The organism is Epibacterium sp. Ofav1-8 (genome assembly GCF_022348185.1).
Taxonomy (GTDB): Bacteria; Pseudomonadota; Alphaproteobacteria; order Rhodobacterales; family Rhodobacteraceae; genus Epibacterium.
On sequence record NZ_JAKRFD010000014.1, the window covers coordinates 97570 to 118450 of the forward strand.

The following is a 20881-nucleotide window of genomic DNA, read 5'->3' on the forward strand; positions in this document are numbered from 1 at the left end:
TAGGGGGCTGTTTGGCCGGACAAAACACTGTTTGCGCACAAAAGAAAAGGGCGAGCTCCGAAGAGCCCGCCCCAAGAACACTGTGGTTCAGATCGGCTTAGAAGGAGAACTTCACGCCGAGGTCTGCCAGGGTGTTTTCGGAGGTGTCGCGTGCGATACCGCCTGCCAGGGTGACGCCGCCACCCAGACCGTGGGTGAAGCCCAGGCCGTAAGCGGTTTCGGAGGAGTCCAGACCACCACCGGAAACAACAGCTTGGATCGCGGTTGCGGAGGAGATCTCGTAGTTGATGGACGCACCGTAGGCGAGGTCACCGGAAACGCCGCCGGCGTCAAAGATGTCGCCGTCGCCGAGGATTACGGAGTAACCCAGAGCACCTGCGGAACCAGCAACGTTCAGGATGTAGTAGTCACCTGCGTTGTCGTCGTCACCGTAAGCAGCAGCAATGGTCATGCCGTTTGCCAGGGTGTAGCCCAGACCGATCTGGAACTCTTCGTTGGCTGCAACTGCGTCATCGTTGGTGACAGTCACGGAGTCAGTGGTGTCGCCGTCGCCGTCGATGTCAGCAGTGTCAACGATGGAGAAGGTGGACGCTGCCTGAGCGCGGGTCTCGGTGTAGGACAGCGATGCGGAGAAGTCACCAACGTTGTAGCGAGCTTTGATGGTGGTCGCGTCCGCGTCACCTGCGCCGAAGCCGCCGATGTCTGCTGCGGTGTCGTACCACACGGAGTTGTGCTCGATCAGGGCGGTCAGACCGATGCCGTAACCGTAGAAGTCAACCTGGTCGCCGGAGTCGAAAACGTCGGAGACGTTACCAACGTCAACACGCAGACCGCCGTAGGACACTGCGAAACCAGCTGCGCCCGGGCCACGACCGGAGATGTCGTTGGCGTGGGAGTCTTCGTTGGCTTCGAGACGGAAGCGAGCTTCCAGTTTCACGCCAGCGTCGGTTTCCGCGATGCCGGTGATGTTGACGCGCATACGCTGTTCGATGCGGGTCTCGTCAGTTTGAGCTTCGTTGTAAGCCAGACCAAAACGTGCGGAGCCGCCGATGGTCAGCTCTGCTGCTGCGACGCCTGCGGTCGCGACCAGTGCGGTCGAAGCGAAGAGAATCTTTTTCATGGTTTTCCCTCGGGTTTGAATTTCCAAAGAAGCAATCGGCTGACGCCACTTCGCTCCTCAAGTACGCACATCCTCTCGCTCGAATTGGGGTCGTGAAGCAAGCGCGCGCTGAAAGGGGAAAACCTTTCATCAACAAATTGATGCATCGGTGCCACAGTCGATTTCGGCGAATATCCCGTCAAAGCGCAGCAGCGGCGAGTCTATTAAAGAATAGGCTTGTTGGCGCATGCCCGCTTGTCTAGGAGTAGTCCAACTGGAAAATCAGGAGCGGGCCCGGCCAAAATGCGTGGTATAAAGACCTTTATCCTTCTTTCGTCACTGGCTTTCGTGGCGTCCTGCGGTGCCTTTCGGTCGCTGGACACCGGCACCGAGGTCAATGATGCCGACACCATCGTGCTGGCCGGCGAGGGTCGCGAAGCGCGCGAAGATCGCACCACGATCTGGGAGGCCTTTGGCCCGCGCAAGAGCGAACAGCGCGTCCAGGTGAATCGCTACCTCTGGGCTGCGAGCCTTGATGTGCTTGATTTCCTGCCGGTTCAGTCCGTCGATCCTTTCACCGGCGTCATCATCACCGGCTATGGCACGCCCCCCGGCGGCGGCCGCGCCTATCGCGCCACGATTCACATCAAGGACCCCGCCCTTGAGGCGCGCGCCCTCAATGTCGCACTGCAAAGCCGCGGCGGCGCCGTGAGCGCGGAAACCGCCCGCGCGGTCGAAGATGCGATTCTGTCCCGCGCGCGTCAGCTACGCATGGCCGACAAGAAGATCTGACGCCTGCGCACTGGAACCCAATAGAAATTACACGTATCAGAAGCGCCGGGTCTAAAGCCCGGCGTTTTTAGTCAAAGGACCGCTCACATGTCGCGTTACGAAGCCTCGGACATCGAAGCCAAATGGCAAAAAGCCTGGGAAGAGGCCGCCATTTTCCAAGCGAAAGAAGATCACGACAAGCCCAAGTACTATGTGCTTGAGATGTTCCCTTACCCATCGGGCAAGCTGCACATGGGCCATGTGCGCAACTACACGATGGGCGACGTGATCGCGCGCTACAAGCTGTCCACCGGCCATAATGTGCTGCACCCGATGGGGTTTGACGCTTTCGGCATGCCTGCGGAAAACGCCGCGATGGCCTCGGGCGGGCACCCCAAGGACTGGACCTATTCCAACATCGACACGATGGTCGAGCAGATGAAGCCGCTGGGCCTCTCGCTCGACTGGTCGCGCATGTTTGCAACCTGCGACCCGGAATACTATGGCCAGCAGCAGGCCTTGTTCCTTGATTTCCTTGAAAAAGGTCTGGTCTACCGCAAGAACGCCGTGGTCAACTGGGATCCCGTGGACATGACCGTTCTGGCCAATGAGCAGGTCGAAAATGGTCGCGGCTGGCGCTCTGGCGCGCTGGTGGAACGGCGCGAGCTGACACAATGGTTCTTCAAGATCTCCGATTATTCGGATGAACTCTTGCAGGCGCTCGACGGGCTGGAGAACTGGCCGGCCAAGGTGCGCCTGATGCAGGAAAACTGGATCGGCAAGTCCCGCGGGTTGCAGTTCAGCTTTGAACGTACCGATGGTGAAGAGGCGATCGAGGTCTATACGACTCGCCCCGACACGCTGATGGGCGCGAGCTTTGTTGGCATCTCGCCGGATCACCCGATTGCCAAGCAGCTTGAGGCCGAATCGCAAGAGGTTGCAGACTTTGTCGCCGAATGCCGCAAGGGCGGCACCACCGAAGAAGCGATCGAGACTGCCGAGAAGCTGGGCTACGACACCGGGCTGCGGGTCAAGCACCCGCTGGACCCGAACTGGGAGCTGCCGGTCTGGATCGCCAACTTCATCCTGATGGACTACGGCACCGGCGCGATCTTTGCCTGCCCGGCGCATGACCAGCGCGACTTTGAATTCGCCACCAAATACGACCTGCCGATCATCCCGGTGATGGAACCGATCGAAGGCGCAGGTGAGCTGACCGAGGCCTATGTGCCCACCAAAGCCGAGAAAGTCCGCTATGTGCGCGGCTTTGCTGGCGCCGAAGAACAAACCGGCGAGGACGGCGTCAACACCGCCGTCGACAAGGCCGAGGCCGAAGGCTGGGGCGAAGGCGTCACCAAATTCCGCCTGCGCGACTGGGGTCTGTCCCGTCAGCGCTACTGGGGCTGCCCGATTCCCGTCGTCCACTGCCCTGACTGCGGCGTGGTGCCGGAGAAAAAAGAAAATCTGCCCATCGCACTGCCTTATGATGAGGACGGGAAGGCGATTGATTTCTCGGTCCCCGGCAACCCGCTGGACCGTCACCCAAGCTGGCGCAACTGCGCCTGCCCCGCCTGTGGCAAGCCCGCCCAGCGCGAGACCGACACGATGGATACCTTCGTGGACTCCAGCTGGTATTTCGCCCGTTTCACCGCACCCCGCGCCGAGACGCCGACCGATCTGGAGGCGGCCAGCTACTGGATGAACGTCGATCAATACATCGGCGGCATCGAGCATGCGATTCTCCACCTGCTCTATTCGCGGTTCTTTGCCCGCGCGATACACATCTGCGGCCACCTGCCCGAAAGCGCCAAAGAGCCATTTGATGCGCTCTTTACGCAGGGCATGGTGACACACGCGATCTATGAGAATGCCGAGCGCAAGGACGACAACGGCCGCGCGATCTATCATTACCCAAGCGAGGTCGAGGAACGCGACGGCGGTGTCTTCGTCAAGGAGACGGGCGAGCGGATTAAGGTGATCCCCTCGGCCAAGATGTCCAAGTCCAAGAATAACGTGGTCGACCCGCTGGCGATCATCTCAACCTACGGTGCTGATACCGCACGTTGGTTTGTTCTGTCCGATTCGCCCCCCGAGCGGGATGTGGAATGGACTGCCTCTGGTGCCGAAGCCGCCTATAAGCACCTGAACCGGGTCTGGAACCTCTGTGATCGCATTGGCGAGATGGACCCGGATGCCAAGGGCGAAGGCGACGAGGATCTCCTGCGCGAGATGCATAAGGCGATCCGTGATGTGACGCTGGGGGTCGAGAGCTTTGGCTTCAACGCCGCCATCGCCAAGCTTTATGGCTTCACCAACACGCTGTCGAAATCCAAGGCCAGCGCCGCGGTGCAAAAGCAGGCGATCAAGACCCTGGCGCAGCTGATGTCGCCGATGACCCCGCACCTGTCCGAGGATATCTGGGCGCATCAGGGTGGCGAAGGTCTGATTGCCAACGCCCCCTGGCCGGTCGCGGATGAGGCGATGCTGGTCGAGGACTCTGTGACCCTGCCCATCCAGGTGAATGGCAAACGGCGCGGCGAGCTGACAGTGGCCAAGGATCTCGACAAGGCAGAGGTTGAAAAACTGGCGCTGGCGCATGAAGCTGTGCAGCGGGCGCTGGACGGTGCGGCGCCCAAGAAGGTGATCGTTGTACCGGGGCGGATCGTCAATGTGGTTGCCTGACCGACGCAAATTCCTGAAGTTCACGCTGGCGCTGCCTCTTGGCGCCAGCCTCTCGGCCTGCGGGTTTGAGCCGGTCTACGGGCCGAACGGAGCGGGCACCGCCCTGCGCAACCAGATCGCGTTTCAGGCGCCTGAAACCATCGGTGCGCCGCGCGACAGCGACGCCTACTACTTCGTCCGCCAGCTAGAGACACGTCTTGGCCGCGCGGGGGCGCCAGCCTATCGCATGGATCTGACGCTCGACACGGCCGAGGTCGGCCAGGCGATCACCGCCGAGGGCGACATCACCCGCTATTCGCTGACCGGCACCGCGGGCTACAGCCTCGTGCGTCTGTCGGACGGGCAGATCGTGGCCAGTGGCGAGGTCGAGAATTTCTCGGGCTATTCCGCCAGCGGCACCACGGTGCAAACCCTCGCCTCAGAGACCGACGCACACGAACGCCTGATGGTGATTCTGGCCGATCAGATCGTGACCCGGCTTTATGCGGTGCCCGGATTGGGCAGGACAACCGGCGCATGAAACTCAGCCCGCGCGAGGCCGAGGGCTATTTCGCCCGCCCCGACCCCGGCAAGACCGGGCTGTTGATCTACGGCGCGGACGCGATGCGCGTGTCGCTCAAACGTCAGCAGATGCTGGCCGCCCTCCTTGGCCCTGCCGCCGAGGAGGAGATGCGCCTGACCCGCATGCCCGCAAGCGACCTGCGCAAAGACCCGGCCCAGTTGCTGGATGCGGTCAAGGCGGTGGGCTTCTTTCCCGGTATCCGCGCAGTGTTTGTCGAGGATGCCAATGACACCGCCACCCCGGCGATCACCGCCGCCTTGCAGGAATGGCAGCCGGGTGACGCGCAGATCGTGGTCACCGCCGGGCAGCTCAAGGCCTCGTCGAAACTGCGCAAGGCGTTTGAGACCCACAGCAACGCCTATGCCACGGGCATCTATGACGACCCGCCCTCGCGCGCCGAAATCGAGCGCATCCTGGGCGAGGCAGGCGTGCGCGATGTGCCCGGCGACAGCATGTCGGCGCTGACCGATATCGCCAATGAGATCGGCCCCGGCGATTTCTCTCGCATGATCGAAAAGCTCAGCCTCTATAAACATGGCGACAGCAGCCCGCTGACGCTGGAGGACATCGACGCGGTGGCGCCTCAATCCACCGAAGCCGCGCTGGACGATCTGCTCAACGTGGTGGCCGAAGGGCGTAGCACCGAGATCGGCCCCGTGCTGCGGCGTTTGCAGGCGCAGGGCACCAACGCGGTCAGCCTTTGCATCGGCGCCACCCGGCATTTTCGCACGCTTTACAGCATCGCCGCCCATCCCGGCGGTCCCGCGCAGGGCATCGGGGGATTGCGTCCGCCGCTCTATGGCAAGCGGCGCGACCGGATGCTGCGCCAGGCGCAGGGCTGGGGCGCGCAGAAATTGCAGAACGCGCTGACGATCCTGACCGACACCGACCTGCAGTTGCGCTCCGCCGGACAGAGCGCCCCGGCGCAAGCGCTGACCGAGCGCGCCCTGATCCGGCTCGCCATGTTGGCCCGCTCCCGCTGATCACCATCCCGCGACGACGCGACGGCCAGCTTGACCTCCTTCGCAGGTGCAGCAAATCTGCCTGCAACCGAGGAGGACACATCATGTACAAAGTGATCGGCAAGCCGATGACCCGCACGTTTCGCGTGCTCTGGGCGCTGGAAGAACTGGAACAACCCTACGAGCTGGAGGATGCGGCACCGCAAAGCGCCGAAATCCGCGCCTACAACCCATCAGGCAAGGTGCCCGCCCTTGTGGTGGACGGCACGACCGTGACTGATTCCGTGGCGATCATCACCTATCTCGCCGACAAGCACGGCGCGTTGACCGCGCCCGCCGGCACTTTGGCCCGCGCGCGGCAGGATGCGATCACCAATATGCTCAACGACGAGATGGATGCGCTTCTCTGGATGGCTGCGCGGCACAGTTTTGCCCTGCCCGAAGAGCAGCGGGTGCCGGCGATCAAGGATTCCTTGCGCTGGGAATTTGCCCGCTCCGTCAGCCGTGTCGAGGCCCGGTTGACCGATGAATTCATCGCCGGCGACAGCTTCTCCATCGCCGACATCCTGCTCACCCATTGCCTCAACTGGGCCCGTGGAGCGAAGTTCGAGGTCGAAAGCGACGCGTTGCTGGCCTACGGCAAACGCATGCGCGCACGGCCGGCGTTTCAGCGCGTGGCGGCGCTGTCCAAGTAACGCGCGGCGGCCTGCCCGGCCCAGCGCCCGGTCGCAAAACAGGCGGTCAGCAGATAACCGCCCGTGGGCGCATCCCAATCCAGCATCTCTCCGGCGCAGAACGTGCCGGGGAGCGCCTTCAGCATCAGCCCCTCGTCCAGCGCATCGCGCCGCACGCCGCCCGCGGTCGAGATCGCCTCGTCCATCGGGCGCAGCCCGGAATGACGGATCGGCAGATGTTTGATGACAGCAGCCAGCGCTTGTGGATCCTGTGGCAAGGGGCGGCCAAATTCCTGCAACAGCGCCAGTTTCACCGGCGCGAGCTTCAGCACCCGGCGCATGTGGTTGGACCAACTGGCCTTGCCGCGCGGCTTGGCAAGACGCGCCGCCAGCGCGGCCTCGGTCAGATCGGGTGCAAGATCCACATGCAACGGGTGCCCCTGGCGCAGCGCCGGGGTCAACGCATAGAGCCCGCCGCCCTCAAGCCCCCGCCGCGACAGCGTCGCCTCGCCGCGCCCCCGCTGCGTCCCGACCTGCCAGGCCACGGCCTTGAGCGCGGCGCCGAAATGCGGGGCCATGTGATCACTCCAAGCCACCGAGAGCGCGGCATTCGAGGGCTGAAACGGGGCCAGCGGCACGCCGCGCGCCGCCAGCATCGCCGCCCAGGCGCCGTCGGACCCGAGCCGCGCCCAGCTTGCACCGCCCAGCGCCAGAACCGTCGCACGTGCAGAAATCCGCTCCGGCCCGGCGGGCGTATCGAAGGACAAGTGCTCATCCTGCCAGCCCGTCCAGCGCCACCCCAGCTGCCGCGTGACACCACCGCCATCCAGCGCCGCCAGCCAGGCCCGCAGCAGCGGCGAGCCTTTCATCACACTGGGAAAGACACGCCCGGTCGACCCGGTGAACAAATCCTGCCCCAGCCCCCGCGCCCAGTCCTGCACGGCGCGGGCATCAAAGGCGCGGATCATCGGGGCGAGCCACGCCTCGGCCTCGCCGTACTGCGACAGCAGCGTCTCGACGGGTTCGTCCTTGGTCAGGTTGAGGCCGGATTTGCCCGCCATCAGGAATTTGCGGGCGGGCGAGGGCTTGGCCTCAACCAGCAGCACCCGATGCCCCATCTGGGCAATCTCTCCCGCCGCCATCAAACCGGCCGGGCCGCCCCCGATCACCACCGCATCCCAATCTTGCATACGACTTTGCCTTTTGCTGTCCCTGCCGCATCTTGACCTGCGTGCTTTCATAATTCGTGACCGACCATGCCCGATCAGACCACCGACCCCACATGCCCGCTCTGCAACCGGCCGATCCCGCCGGACGTCCCGCAGAGCCTGCATCACCTGGTGCCAAAACTCAAAGGGGGCAAGGGCGGACCGACGGTGCTGTTACACCACATCTGCCACAAGGAAATCCACGCCACCCTCAGCGAGGCGGAGCTGGCCCGTGATTACAGCACCATCGCGGCCCTGCAACAGCACCCGAGACTGGCGAAGTTCATCGCCTGGATCCGCAAGCGCCCGCCCGCCTTTACCTCCCGGGTGCCGGGACACCGGCGCAAACGCTAGCGATGGTCCGGCACGCGGTCGCAGGCCTGCAAGATGGCGCGGGCCACGTCCGGCGCCGCACTCACGGACGGCTCCACGAGGGATGCCGCCACGGACATCAGATCCTCCGGGGCGACAATGCGGTCGATCAACCCGTAGTCATAGGCCTCCTGCGCAGAGAGTTTCTGCCCGGCCGCCAGCACCATCTTGGTCCGCGCCGGCCCGATCAGCGCCCGCATCCGCGCCGCATCCGAGGGCTGCGGCAGATAGCCAAGCTGCATCACCGGATAGAAGATCTTTGCGCCCGGCACCGCAATGCGGATATCGCAGGCCAGCGCCATGCCATTGGCGCCACCGGCCAGCGTGCCGTTCAGGGCCGCGACCTTCAGACAGGGCATCGCCGCAAGCGTGCCGGACAGTTCCTCCCACAGCGGCGAGGTCGCCAGGCCGGCCCGGGCTGCCTCCAGATCCGCCCCGGCGCTGAACACCTTGCCGGTGCCGGTCAGGATCACCGCACGTGCGTCCTGTGCTGACCGCAATTCCGCGATCAGCCGCTCCAGCATCTCCGGCGTCAGCGCATTGGCCTTGTCCGGACGATCAAGCCGCAGGACCAGGCAGCCGCGCGCGTCCTGATGGCTCTCGATCATATCAGGCCAACCCGCTTGCGAATCCCCTCATCCCGCAGGGAGATCTCGGTCCCGACAAAATCGTCCGCATCCGCGCTGCACATCCACAGCAGCGTGCGCGCCGGCCATTCCGCCGGGATATGGTCCTCCCAGTCCAGCTGGCTGACCGGATTGATGCCGCTGGCCTTGATCTCGCGCTGCATCTGCGTGGCCACGGTGCCCGGCGACAGCCCCATGACGCGGATGCCGTTGGCAGCTTCTTCAAGGTGCAGCGCCTGTGTCAGCATCGCCGCCCCGGCCTTGGAGGTGCAATAGGCGCTCCAGCCTTCCAGTGGTCGTTGCGACGCCCCCGACCCGATGGTCAGAACCGAGCCACCACCCGCCGCCTTCAGATGCGGCAGCCCCGCCCGCATCATGTTGAACACACCGGTAATATTCACATTGATGAGCTGCGCCCAGGCATCAGGTTCTGCCTGCTCCAGCCGAGAGATCGGCTCGATCATGCCTGCGTTGCAGATCAGCACGTCGAGACTGCCAAAAACCGCATGCGCACGCGCAAAGGCGGCGTCGACCGCGGCGTAATCCGCCACGTCGCAGGCCAGCGCCAGCGCTTTTTCGCCGATCTCCTGCGCCAGCGCCTCCAGCGCCTCTGCGCTGCGGGCCAGCAGGACCACATTTGCCCCGGCGGCGGCAAAAACCCTTGCGGCATCCGCCCCGATGCCGCGACTGGCGCCGGAAATCACGACCGTTTTATCTCTGAATTCCATAAATTCTCTCCCAACCTACGTTTTCTTCTGTGTTAATCTGCCTTGGGGGGAACGGTCCAGTCATTGGCTCCCTTGACCGTCGGTGCAAGAGCGGAGAGGTTCGCCCCAATTCTTCGCTAGGAAAGGTTCTTCTATGTCTGTTTCTCTAATTCGTGGCCTGGGTTTTGTTGCCCCCGTAATGCTCGTAGCACAGGCGGCACATGCCGACCTGAGCGCCCAGGAGGTCTGGTCGGACTGGAAGGACTACATGTCCAGCACCGGCTATGAGGTCACCGCGTCGGAAGACCTCTCCGGCAACACCCTCACCGTTTCCGACATCAAGATGTCGATGGACATCGAGGGCGATTCCTTTGGCATGACCATGGGCACGCTGGAATTCGTCGAAAACGGCGACGGCACCGTCAATGTGGTGATGCCGGGTGAATTCCCGATGGCCTTTGACATCAATGCCGAGGGCGAGGCGGTCACCGGTACGCTGCTCTACACCCACGACGGCAGCCCGATGGTGGTCAGCGGCGATGCCTCCGAAATGGAATACAGCTACTCTGCCGCCACCGGCGCCATCACGCTGGCGGATCTCGAAATCGACGGCGAGGCGGTGCCCTCCGACATCGCGGCGCTGACGATCAACGTGACCGACCTCGACAGCAACACGGTGATGAAGATCGGCGACGTCCGCGCCTACACCCAGTCGATGACCATGGCCGCGCTGGCTTATGATTTCATGTTCCAGGATCCCGACAGCGATGACGGCGCCAAAATCGACGGCGCCATGCAGGGCCTGGAATTCACCGGCGACGTGACCGTGCCCGACATCGCAGATCCGACCGATGTGGCGGCGATGCTGAAGGCCGGCATGGCCTATACCGGCACCTTCACCTTCGAGTCCGGCAACAGCAATGTCAAAGGCGCCGACGGGTCTGATACCTTTGAGATGCAGACCTCCTCGCAGGGTGGAACCTTCGACATCGGCCTCAGCCCCGATGGTCTGGCCTATGATGTCACCCAGACCGACACCACCCTGAACCTGATGGGGTCCGACATCCCGTTCCCGATCGCGCTCAGCATGGAAGAACTGGGCGTCAACTTCGCGATGCCGCTGACCAAATCCGACGAGGAGCAGGATTTTGCCCTTGGCCTGGCGCTGCGGGAATTTGCGGTTCCGGAGATGCTCTGGGGTCTGATCGACCCGACCGGCGAGCTGCCGCATGATCCGGCCACCCTGGTCGTGGACATGTCGGGCACCGGCAAACTGTTCTTTGACCTCGTGGACGAAGAGCAGATGGCTGTGGTCGAAAGCGGCGAGGAAGCCCCGGGCGAGCTGAACTCCGTCACCATCAACGAGGTGCTGCTCTCCGCGGCCGGCGCCGAACTGACCGGCACCGGAGCCTTCACCTTCGACAACTCCGACCTGGAGAGCTTTGACGGCATGCCCGCGCCCTCCGGCGAGGCGAACCTGAAACTGGTCGGCGCCAACACCCTGATCGACAAGCTGATCGGCATGGGCCTGATGTCCGAGGATGACGCCATGGGTGCGCGCATGATGATGGGTATGTTTGCGGTTCCTGCCGGTGATGACACGCTGACCTCGAAGATCGAAGTGAACGACGACGGTCACGTGCTCGCCAATGGCCAGCGCCTGAAATAACCTGCGGCCTGCGGGCCTGAATGCACAGATGAAGGGGCTGTTCCTGAGCGGAGCAGCCCCTTTTTATGATGCACAGCCCTTGCGGTGACCCTGCTGTCTGGCTAGCTCTTTAGCATTGCCGCCCATGAGTGAAGGTGCCCATGACACACACGCCCGAAACCCTCTGCCACGCCCTGCTTGATGCTGCCCGCAAGGCCGGCGCCGATTCCGCCGATGCCATGGCTGCCGAGGGCAGCTCCCTCTCGATCGAGGTGCGCGACGGCACGCTGGAGCATGCGGAACGTTCCGAAGGGGTGGACATCGGGCTGCGTGTGCTTGTCGGGCAACGACAGGCGCAGGTCTCCTCGTCCGACACCCGGGCCGAAACCCTGATCGCCATGGCAGAACGCGCCGTCGCCATGGCAAAAGAAGCACCGGAAGATCCCTATGCCGGTCTCGCCACAGCAGAGCAACTGGCACAGGGCTGGGATGTTGGGGCGCTTGAAATGGCCGACCCCAGTGCGGAGCCTGCGCCGGATCAGCTGCAACAGGACGCGCTCTCGGCCGAGGCTGCCTGCGCGGCCATTGATGGGATCACCCAGGTCCAGTCCGCCGCCGCGGGCTATGGGCACCATGATATTCACCTGGCGGCGAGCAACGGTTTTTCAGGCGGCTACGCCCGCACCAGCCGCTCGATCTCCTGCGTCGGCATCGCCGGCACCGGCACCGGCATGGAGCGCGACTACGACGGTGATTCGCGGATCTTTCAGTCCGACCTGCGCGACGCGGGTGACATCGGTCGCACCGCCGGGGAACGGGCCATCGAACGGTTGAACGCCCGCCGCCCCAAGACCGGCGCCTATCCGGTGCTGTTTGACGAACGCATTTCCTCATCGCTGATCGGTCACCTGCTCAGCGCCGCCAATGGTGCGGCAGTTGCGCGGGGCTCTTCCTGGCTCAAGGACAGCCTCGGCGCGCATATCCTGCCGGACGGGCTTTCGGTGATCGAAGATCCCTTCCGCCCCCGCGCCACCGGATCGCGCCCCTTTGACGGCGAGGGCCTGCCGACGCAGCGCCGTGCGATCGTCGACAACGGCATCCTTACCGGATGGACCATGGATCTGGCGTCGGCCCGGAAACTGGGGCTGCAGAGCACCGGCAACGCCGCGCGGGGCATCGGGTCGGTCCCGTCGCCCTCGAACTGGAACATCGCGCTCACACAGGGCGACCGGTCCCGCGCCGATCTGTTGCGCGACATGGGCACCGGGCTGCTGGTGACCTCGATGATCGGCTCCACCATCAACCCCAACACCGGCGATTATTCGCGCGGGGCCTCCGGCTTCTGGGTCGAGAATGGCGAAATCGCCTATCCCGTCAACGAGGTGACCATCGCCGGCAACCTCCTGGACATGCTGAAAACGCTGGTGCCTGCAAATGACGCGCGCACCTATCTGTCGCGGGTGGTGCCCTCGCTGCTGGTCGAAGGGATGACCCTTGCCGGAGACTGATCTGACGCTCCTCATCACCGCCGCCCAAAAGGCAGGCGAGATCGCGGGGCAGTTCACGGGCACCGTCGCGAAGAAATGGGACAAGCCCGATGGCGCCGGACCGGTCACCGAGGCCGACCTGGCGGTGAACCGCTATCTGGAGGACCACCTGCGAGCGGCCCGCCCTGACTATGGCTGGCTGTCCGAGGAAAGCGAGCACGATCCCACCCGCCACAGCCGCGAACAGGTCTTTGTGATCGATCCCATCGACGGCACCCGCAGCTTTGCCGACGGGTCCCGCACCTGGGCGCATTCGCTGGCGATCGTGAAAGCCGGGCAACCGGTCGCGGCAGTGGTCTATCTACCGCAGCGTGATCTGCTTTATGCCGCCGCGGCAGGGGCCGGGGCGACCTGCAATAACCTTGCCATCACCGCCAGTGCCGCCGACGACAGCGATACCGCCCATGTGCTCAGCGCCAAACCGACGCTGGAGGCGCAGCACTGGACCAATGGTGTCGCGCCCGGCTTTCGGCGCAGCCACCGGCCCTCGCTGGCCTATCGCATGTCGCGGGTGGCCGACGGCACCTATGACGCCATGCTCACCCTGCGCCCGACCTGGGAATGGGACATCGCCGCCGGGGTTCTGATCCTTCAGGAAGCGGGGGGCGTCGTCACGGACCGCAGCGGCCGCGCGATGATTTTCAACCGTCCGGACGCGTTGCAGGACGGCGTCGTTGCAGGCAGTGGCGCCCTGCACCGCCAGCTGCTCTCTCGTCTGGTCTACAGCGCGGAGGCGAATGGGCGATAATGCCCTGGCGCACGGAGGAACACAGACCCATTGGCACCGCCCGCATGACCCGCCCCGAAGGGGAGCTGGTCTGGGCCCATGCAACCACGCAGGAGCGGCTGCTGGGGTTGTGCGACGTCGGCAACCGGCTGAAAACGAACCGCCCCGATCTGATGATGATGCTGACCTGGGAAGACGACATGCGGCCGTCGCAGCTGCCCGAGGGCTGCGACATCGCGCTAGGGCCGCTGACCGTGGAGCAACCCACGGAAATCCGCAGTTTCCTGGACAATTGGCGCCCCGATGTCTGCCTCTGGACCGGCGGGCGCCTGCGCCGCTTGCTGATGCGACAACTGCGGGAACGCGCGCTTCCCTCGTTGCTCGTCGACATCGATGTGGACGAGCTGCCGGGACGCGCGTCACGCTGGCTCCCGGACCAGCGCCACCGGCTGCTGAACGGGTTTGCCGAGATCCTGGTGCCGGGACGCGATGTCACCGAGCGGCTGAAACGGGCGGGCGTTCCCGCCGAGCGCATTCGGTCCTCGGGGCGGCTGTTCCAGTCCAGCACCCCGCCCGGCTGCAATGATGATGAACTTGCACAATTGCAGACCCAGCTCAGCAGCCGCCCGCTCTGGCTTGCGGCCCATCTGTCCCTGACCGAACTGCTGCCGATCCTCTGCGCGCATCGCGCCACCCTGCGGCTGCTGCACCGGCTGCTGCTCGTGATGACGGTCGACACGCTGGAAGACCTCGATGCGGCGCGCAGCCTCCTGCGCAAGGAGGGGCTGAACTTTGCCGACTGGGACATGGGCGAAGAACCCGAAGACCACACGCAGGTGATCCTGGGCCTGTCGGAAGATCTGGGGCTCTGGTATCGCCTCTGCCCGCTCTGTTTTCTCGGCAACAGCCTGATCCGCGGTGCTCAGGGCAGCAACCCGCTGGACGCCGCCGCGCTTGGCTCTGCCATCCTGCACGGGCCGGGCACGGTCTCTCATGCGCAGGCCTATCATCGGCTGGCCGCCCTGGGCGCGGCCCAGCGCATCTACGGCGAAGAAGAGCTCTCCGAGGCGGTCTACCGCCTGTCCTCACCGGACCGCGCCGCCGAAATGGCGCTTGCAGGCTGGCAGGTGGTGACCGAAGGTGCGGTGATGACCGACACTCTCCTCGACCGGGTCCAGGACCTGCTGGATCAAAGCGAAAACGCCAATGCGACCACCTGAATTCTGGAACAAGGCCCCCGGGGATTTCGATCTGCGCGCCTGTCTGCTGTCCCCCCTGGGCCGGCTCTATGCGCATGGGACCGCGACCCGCCTGCGCAAGGGGGCGCCGGTGCGGGTTCCGGTCCCGGTGATCTGCGTCGGCAACCTGAATGCGGGCGGCACCGGCAAGACCCCGACCGTCATCTGGCTGATGGAGCAGCTGGGCGCGGCCGGGCATACCGTGCACGTGGTCTCGCGCGGGTACGGTGGCCGGCTGGAGGGTCCGGTGCAGGTCGACCCTTCCCGTCACAGTGCCGCCGACGTGGGGGATGAGCCGCTGCTGATGGCGGCCTTTGGCGAGGTCTGGGTCGCCCGGGACCGCGACACCGGCGCCAAGGCCGCGGCGGCGGCGGGCGCAACCGTGATCGTGCTGGACGACGGGTTCCAGAACCCGGCGGTGGCAAAGGATTTTTCCATCGTGGTGGTGGATGCCCAGCGCGGCTTTGGAAATGGGCGTTGCCTGCCCGCAGGCCCCCTCCGCGAGCCGGTCGAGGTCGGCCTGCGCCGGGCGGATCTGGTACTGTCGCTGGGGCCGGACAGCGCGCAGGAGAATTTCCTCAAGGTCTGGAACGCGTCACTCACCGTTCCGCATGCGCTCGGTCATGTTGCCCCGCTGCCCACGGGCATGCCATGGCAGGGCACCCGCGTCCTTGCCTTTGCGGGGATCGGGCATCCGGAAAAATTCTTTGCCACATTAAGGGAGCTGGGGGCAGAGCTGTGCCGGGCCGAAGCGCTTGACGATCACCAGACGCTGGCCCCCGCCCTGCTGACCCGGCTGGAACAGGAGGCCCGCCTGCTCGGGGCGCAACTGGTCACCACCGAAAAAGACGCCGTGCGCCTGCCGCAAAGCTTTCGCCAGAAAGTCATCACCCTGCCGGTCCGCCTTCAGGTGGCGCAGCCCGACCTGATCCTGACCCCGCTGAAACAGATCGCGCCGCCCCCCGACTGAGGAAGCGGCGCGCCTGTCATCTTGCGGGATCTGCGGCTCAGCCTTCGAGCTCGGCCTCGATCAGCGCTTTCATGTCGGCATAGGGCTGGTTCGAAACCTTGGTGCCGTTCAGGATGAAGGACGGCGTCGACTGCACGTCATCGGCCGTGGCGTTTTCCTGATACCAGGTCACCAGCGTCTGCGCCTTGGTGGCATCCTGCATGCAGGCTTCCAGCTTGTCGTTGTCCAGCCCGGCGAGGCGGCCGATCTTCTTCAGCTCCTCGACGATCTCAGCCGGGCCTCCGGCGCGGGTCCATTCCGACTGGCCCTTGAAGATCAGATCGGTGATGCCAAAGAACTTCTCTTCTCCGCCGCACCGCGCCACCATCGACGCCCAGAGACCGAAGCGGTCGAAATAGACTTCGCGGTAGATGAACTTCACCTTGCCGGTGTCGATGTAATCCGCCTTCAGCTTCTTGTAGGCATCGGAATGGAAACTGGCGCAATGCGGGCAGGTGTAGGACGCATATTCGATCAGGGTCACCGGCGCATCCTCCGCGCCCTGCACCATTTCCACGATGGTGGAGGTGTCCACATCGGCGGCTTCGGCGCTCTCCTGCGCGTTTGCGGCCCCCACCAGTTGCAGGTCCAGCAGGCTGGCCTCGCCCTGGCGGTTGGAAAAACTGTTGATTGCATATACGCCTGCCGCAACGGCGACTGCCGCGCAAATGCCTGTCATGAGACGGGTCATTACTACCCCTTTCGCAGTGTTTTTTGTCGTGTCATCACATTGCGCCCAAGCCGCTCGAGGGCTGCGCGCAACTCGTCATTCTCCACCCCCGTCGCGGATTCGCGCGCCGCCGCCACGTCTTCGGGGGCGGGTTCGACCGGCTCTCGGGTCCTGGGGGCATAGCGGAAATCAACCTGGCCATCCGCAAATCCGGTCGGCGCCGTCTGCGTGATATGCAGCTTGGAAATGGCGTTGTAGCCATAGACCGCGTTGACCTTGTCACGCAGCGCCGATTTCTGCATTTCCAGCATCGGTGCCATGGCTCCCGTGGTCAGAACCGTCAGCGTCGCGCCAAAGCCGCCGCGCCCGTAGCCGACCTTGACCGGACGTGCCATCGCGGCAAGCTCCGGCCCGACGATCTCTTCCCAATGGGTGAGCAGCCGCGAAACCGCAAAGCCACGGGTTTCGCCTGCCTTGCGGATCTGGTCGTTCAGCAAGGAGCCTGTGCGTTTGAAGCCGCGTGTTGTGGGTCGCCTGTATGCCATGCCAGTGGTTTTGCGTGAGTGTCCGCCCTATTGTAAAGGGCCAGAAGCCACAGACCAGCCAAACCATGAGCCAAGGGATAAAGAATGCGTGACCTCGCCGTGCATCCAGAGACACTGAGCCAGGAGTTGCTGGACTGGTACGACCGCCACGCCCGCCGGATGCCCTGGCGGGTCGGCCCCGCAGAGCGCGCCGCCGGGGTGCGGCCCGATCCCTACCGCATCTGGCTGAGCGAGGTGATGTTGCAGCAGACCACCGTCGCCGCCGTGACGGAGTATTTCGAACGGTTCACCCGCCGCTGGCCCCGGGTGACCGATCTGGCCGCCGCACAGGATGCCGACGTGATGGCAGAATGGGCCGGGCTTGGATATTACGCACGGGCGCGCAACCTGCTGAAATGCGCGCGTGTGGTCGCGGAGGATCTGGACGGAACGTTCCCCAACACCTACGCAGGGCTGATCGCCTTGCCCGGCATCGGCCCCTACACGGCGGCGGCGATCTCGGCGATCGCCTTCGATCAGCCCGAAACCGTGCTGGACGGGAATGTGGAGCGCGTGATGGCCCGCCTGCACGATGAGCACACGCCGCTGCCGACAGCCAAACCGCTGCTGAAAGACCACGCCGCAACGCTGACCCCGGTCACCCGCCCCGGCGATTATGCGCAGGCGGTGATGGACCTCGGGGCCACGATCTGCACGCCGAAATCCCCGGCCTGCGGGATCTGCCCCTGGCGGTCCCCCTGCACGGCCAGGGCCAACGGCACCGCTGCGGAGCTGCCCAAGAAAACGCCCAAAAAGCCCAAACCTACCCGATACGGCTACATCTACCTGGCACGCTCTGCCGCCGGCGACTGGCTGCTGGAGCGCCGCCCCGACAAGGGTCTGCTTGGCGGCATGCTCGGCTGGCCCGGATCGGACTGGAATGACGCCCCCGCCGAGGCGCCGCCCTTTGATGCCGACTGGCAGGAGCTGGGGGCGGAGGTGCGTCACACCTTCACCCATTTCCACCTGATCCTTCAGGTGCGGCTGGCGGTTCTGCCCGGTGATTTCACCCCGCGCCCTAGTCAGGAGATCGTTGCCCGCCACGCCTTCCGCCCGTCCGACCTGCCCACGGTCATGCGCAAGGCCTTTGACCTGGCGCGTCCGGAACTGCGCTGATGCGCCCTCTTGGGTTGCGGGCAGATCACCGCTAGGCTGCGGGGCAGCGCTCAACCGCTCTCCGGAGATGCCACATGGCACAGTTCATTCCTGCCGCCCAGCTGCGCGATTGGCGCCGCGCCCTGCCCTTCTGGCTGTCGCTGACCCTGTTGCCGCTGATCTGGATCGGCGCCCTCGTGGGCAGCTGGTGGATCCTGCTGCCGCCCCTTGCGACCTGGTATCTCTTTGCCGCGCTCGACGGGTTACTGGGGCTGGAACTCGACAATGCCGACCCGCACTCCTCCGATGCGGATCTGAAATGGTACATCCGGCTCACCACCGCCTGGGTGCCGCTGCAATTCCTCTGCCTGTTTGGCCTGATCGCCTTTGTCACCGGTGCAGAGCACCTGAGCAGCCTGGAGAAATTCGGCGTCTTCTTTGGCATGGGCGTTGTTTCGGGCACCATCGGGATCAACTACAGCCACGAGCTGATGCATCAGACCAACCGGCTGGAACGCTGGATGGCGGATGTGCTGCTGGCGATGGTGCTCTATTCGCATTTCCGCTCCGAACATCTGCTGGTGCATCACCGCTATGTCGGCACGCCGCGTGATCCGGTCACCGCGCGCTACAACGAGGGGTTTCACCGCTACTATCCGCGCGTTCTGCTGCAATGCTGGCGCTCGGCCTTTGCCGCCGAACGGGAGCGGCTGGCACGCAAGGGGCTGGCCTGGACCCATCGCAGCAACCCGTTCCTGCGGTACTGGGGCCTCCAGGCCGCGATGCTGATCCTCGCCTGGCTGATCGGAGGCTGGTCCGGCGTGGTGCTGTTCCTGATCCAGGCCGGCGTCGCGATCTGGCAGCTGGAACTGGTCAATTATATCGAGCACTACGGTTTGACCCGCAAACATCTGGGCGACGGGCGTTATGAGCACGTCAAACCGCATCATTCCTGGAATGCCGCCCACAAGGCGTCGAACTGGCTGCTCATCAACCTGCAACGCCACTCGGACCACCACTACAGGCCCGACCGGCGGTTTCCGCTGCTGCAAAACTACGCGCCGTCAGACGCGCCGCAGCTGCCCTACGGCTATCCGGTGATGACGGTGGCCGCCATGATCCCGCCGCTGTGGCGGCGCGTGATGAACCCGAAAGTGCGACGCTGGCGCCAGCACTACTACCCCGAGATCACGAACTGGCAGCCCTACAACCGGCGCACCACCCCGATGCCGCGCTAACGCTGGTTCGCCGCCCGCTCATAGGCCAGATCCATCTCGGCTTCTTTTACCGCCAGGCTGCGCGTTTTGAAACCGTCCATGCTGGCCTTGAGCGCCGCCGAATCCTGTGCCAGCGCATCGGTCGTGCTGGACACCTGCCCGGCCTGGTCGGCGCTGTTCTGGGTGTACTGATCCAGACGCTCCATCCGCTCGCTGATAGAGACCAGATGCCCGGATTGCTCTGCGATGACGCCATCGACCTCCTGCATGATCCGCGCCACGCTGTCGGCACTCGACCGGATGCAATCCAGCCGTTCGCCTGTCTGATGCACAAGGCTGCACCCTTCATGCACCTGCGAGGAGCTTTCGGAGATCAGCTTCTTGATGTCGACCGCGGCATCGGTGGCGCGGCTGGCGAGGCTGCGCACTTCGGCCGCCACAACCGCAAACCCCTTGCCCGCCTCGCCCGCGCGGGCGGCCTCGACACCGGCGTTCAGCGCCAGCAAGGTGGTCTGAAAGCTGATTTCCTCGATCACGTCGACAATCTTGGTGATCTTGCCCGAGGATTGTTCGATCCGCTCCACGGCTGCGATCGCCTCCTTGACGACAGAGCCCCCCTCATCGGCAACCAGGCGATTGGCCTCGATCTGCTTGGCCGCATCGGCGACCTTTTCGCTGGTCACCTTGGTGCTCTCCGTGACGCTGTTCACGGCGGTCACCGTTTCATTCAGCGTCGTGGCCTGTTCGCCTGAGCGATGGGCCATGTCCCGCGTCATCTGAACGGTTTCGGCGATCTTGGCATTCACCGAATGCGCCCGCGTTGTTGCATCCGCCAGGATGCCGGACCAGTGATCCAGCAGGCCGTTGTAGGACAGGCGCACGTCGTCGAACCGTTCCGGCAGACCGCCGTCGCGCGCGGTGGCAATCTGTTGCGTCAGATCACCGCTCTCCAGCCGCTTGATCCCGTCGGTCATGATATTCAGCGCTTTTTCGCGCTCTTGCATCTGAGCCGCGATATAGCCATCGATCACACGCTCGCAGTCGAACAGGATCAGGCGCTGCAACAAGCGCGCCTGTGTCATCACCTTTTTGGAGCCACGCCAACCGGTCCGCTGCGACAGCACCACGTCCAGAATGCGATCGCCGGCGGTGGCATAGCCCCCCAGGAACAGGTGAAACGGCAGCTGGACCTCGAAATGGACCCGGCCCACCGTCGCGGCAGATGCAAGATAGGCCTCGTCAAAGGCGCCAGAGAACAGCCGCAGCCAATGGGCGCGTTGCGCTGCCTTGGCATGCGCCACGATTTCAGGGGTCGGAAAATACCGCCGGGTTTCCTCGCGCGCGAGGCAGATTCCATAGAACTCATCGAGCACGGCATCGATATGGCGCTCCACCAGAGCAGCCATGTCAGCAAGAACAGATCGGTCAAAATCACCCAGCGCGAACCAGGTCAGCAATTCATCCAGGTTGTTTTGTGGCATCA

Annotated in this window: 20 protein-coding genes; 13 read left to right on the forward strand and 7 right to left on the reverse strand. The window is 64.4% G+C overall.

What is annotated here, in order from left to right; translation table 11 throughout:
* Positions 1–97: 97 nt before the first annotated feature.
* On the reverse strand, positions 98–1120 hold the full coding sequence (locus tag MHM97_RS19305) for a porin (protein ID WP_239324582.1): 1023 nt from the start codon (positions 1118–1120) through the stop codon (positions 98–100).
* A 282-nt stretch (positions 1121–1402) separates the two neighbouring features.
* Here MHM97_RS19305 and MHM97_RS19310 point away from each other — a divergent pair, with 282 nt between their 5' ends.
* The 5 genes from MHM97_RS19310 (at position 1403) to MHM97_RS19330 (ending at position 6771) form a co-directional block, all read left to right on the forward strand.
* The gene (locus MHM97_RS19310; RefSeq protein ID WP_239324584.1) at positions 1403–1891 is read left to right on the forward strand and encodes a DUF3576 domain-containing protein; all 489 of its coding nucleotides are present in this window, start codon (positions 1403–1405) and stop codon (positions 1889–1891) included.
* A gap of 87 nt (positions 1892–1978) precedes the next feature.
* Entirely contained in the window at positions 1979–4552 is a 2574-nt protein-coding gene (gene leuS / locus MHM97_RS19315; RefSeq protein WP_239324586.1) for a leucine--tRNA ligase, read from the forward strand.
* Positions 4539–5072, forward strand: a complete 534-nt coding sequence (gene lptE / locus MHM97_RS19320) for an LPS assembly lipoprotein LptE (protein ID WP_239324588.1) — start codon at positions 4539–4541, stop codon at positions 5070–5072. Before leuS ends, lptE begins: the two co-directional genes overlap by 14 nt.
* Positions 5069–6097 (forward strand): DNA polymerase III subunit delta, encoded by a 1029-nt coding sequence (gene holA, locus MHM97_RS19325; RefSeq protein WP_239324590.1) that lies wholly within the window; start codon positions 5069–5071, stop codon positions 6095–6097. The genes lptE and holA overlap by 4 nt, the downstream gene beginning before the upstream one ends.
* 83 nt (positions 6098–6180) lie before the next feature.
* The gene (locus MHM97_RS19330; protein WP_239324592.1) at positions 6181–6771 is read left to right on the forward strand and encodes a glutathione S-transferase family protein; all 591 of its coding nucleotides are present in this window, start codon (positions 6181–6183) and stop codon (positions 6769–6771) included.
* Here the strand turns inward: MHM97_RS19330 and MHM97_RS19335 are convergent.
* Positions 6744–7940 (reverse strand): TIGR03862 family flavoprotein, encoded by a 1197-nt coding sequence (locus tag MHM97_RS19335; RefSeq protein WP_239324594.1) that lies wholly within the window; start codon positions 7938–7940, stop codon positions 6744–6746. The two genes, MHM97_RS19330 and MHM97_RS19335, sit on opposite strands and share 28 nt — an antisense overlap.
* 66 nt (positions 7941–8006) lie before the next feature.
* Here MHM97_RS19335 and MHM97_RS19340 point away from each other — a divergent pair, with 66 nt between their 5' ends.
* Positions 8007–8312: an HNH endonuclease gene (locus tag MHM97_RS19340; protein WP_239324596.1), complete on the forward strand. Its 306-nt coding sequence runs from the start codon at positions 8007–8009 to the stop codon at positions 8310–8312.
* On the opposite strand, the gene MHM97_RS19345 is transcribed toward MHM97_RS19340, so the two are convergent.
* Complete coding sequence (locus MHM97_RS19345; RefSeq protein ID WP_239324598.1) at positions 8309–8938, reverse strand: enoyl-CoA hydratase/isomerase family protein; 630 nt, start codon at positions 8936–8938, stop codon at positions 8309–8311. The genes MHM97_RS19340 and MHM97_RS19345 overlap by 4 nt on opposite strands.
* Positions 8935–9684, reverse strand: coding sequence for an SDR family oxidoreductase (locus MHM97_RS19350; protein ID WP_239324600.1), 750 nt, complete (start codon positions 9682–9684; stop codon positions 8935–8937). The genes MHM97_RS19345 and MHM97_RS19350 overlap by 4 nt, the downstream gene beginning before the upstream one ends.
* Before the next feature lie 133 nt (positions 9685–9817).
* Between MHM97_RS19350 and MHM97_RS19355 the strand changes: the two genes are divergently transcribed.
* The 5 genes from MHM97_RS19355 to lpxK all read left to right on the forward strand — a co-directional run bounded on the left by MHM97_RS19355 (position 9818) and on the right by lpxK (position 15793).
* On the forward strand, positions 9818–11332 hold the full coding sequence (locus MHM97_RS19355; protein WP_239324601.1) for a DUF2125 domain-containing protein: 1515 nt from the start codon (positions 9818–9820) through the stop codon (positions 11330–11332).
* A gap of 140 nt (positions 11333–11472) precedes the next feature.
* The gene (locus MHM97_RS19360; protein ID WP_239324602.1) at positions 11473–12819 is read left to right on the forward strand and encodes a TldD/PmbA family protein; all 1347 of its coding nucleotides are present in this window, start codon (positions 11473–11475) and stop codon (positions 12817–12819) included.
* Positions 12806–13606 (forward strand): 3'(2'),5'-bisphosphate nucleotidase CysQ, encoded by an 801-nt coding sequence (locus tag MHM97_RS19365; RefSeq protein ID WP_239324603.1) that lies wholly within the window; start codon positions 12806–12808, stop codon positions 13604–13606. The genes MHM97_RS19360 and MHM97_RS19365 overlap by 14 nt, the downstream gene beginning before the upstream one ends.
* Entirely contained in the window at positions 13606–14805 is a 1200-nt protein-coding gene (locus MHM97_RS19370; RefSeq protein WP_239324604.1) for a 3-deoxy-D-manno-octulosonic acid transferase, read from the forward strand. The genes MHM97_RS19365 and MHM97_RS19370 overlap by 1 nt, the downstream gene beginning before the upstream one ends.
* Positions 14792–15793 (forward strand): tetraacyldisaccharide 4'-kinase, encoded by a 1002-nt coding sequence (gene lpxK / locus MHM97_RS19375; protein ID WP_239324605.1) that lies wholly within the window; start codon positions 14792–14794, stop codon positions 15791–15793. The genes MHM97_RS19370 and lpxK overlap by 14 nt, the downstream gene beginning before the upstream one ends.
* A gap of 37 nt (positions 15794–15830) precedes the next feature.
* Here lpxK and MHM97_RS19380 read toward each other — a convergent pair whose 3' ends face one another.
* On the reverse strand, positions 15831–16523 hold the full coding sequence (locus MHM97_RS19380) for a DsbA family protein (RefSeq protein WP_239324606.1): 693 nt from the start codon (positions 16521–16523) through the stop codon (positions 15831–15833).
* 2 nt (positions 16524–16525) lie between these two features.
* Positions 16526–17047 carry a DUF721 domain-containing protein gene (locus MHM97_RS19385; protein WP_239324608.1) on the reverse strand — a complete coding sequence of 174 codons (522 nt, stop codon included), beginning with the start codon at positions 17045–17047 and terminating at the stop codon, positions 16526–16528.
* Positions 17048–17131: 84 nt separating this feature from the next.
* Between MHM97_RS19385 and mutY the strand changes: the two genes are divergently transcribed.
* Positions 17132–18202, forward strand: coding sequence for an A/G-specific adenine glycosylase (mutY, locus tag MHM97_RS19390; protein ID WP_239324610.1), 1071 nt, complete (start codon positions 17132–17134; stop codon positions 18200–18202).
* A gap of 74 nt (positions 18203–18276) precedes the next feature.
* Entirely contained in the window at positions 18277–19419 is a 1143-nt protein-coding gene (locus MHM97_RS19395) for an alkane 1-monooxygenase (protein WP_239324613.1), read from the forward strand.
* On the opposite strand, the gene MHM97_RS19400 is transcribed toward MHM97_RS19395, so the two are convergent.
* Complete coding sequence (locus MHM97_RS19400; RefSeq protein WP_239324615.1) at positions 19416–20879, reverse strand: globin-coupled sensor protein; 1464 nt, start codon at positions 20877–20879, stop codon at positions 19416–19418. The genes MHM97_RS19395 and MHM97_RS19400 overlap by 4 nt on opposite strands.
* Positions 20880–20881 lie beyond the last annotated feature (2 nt).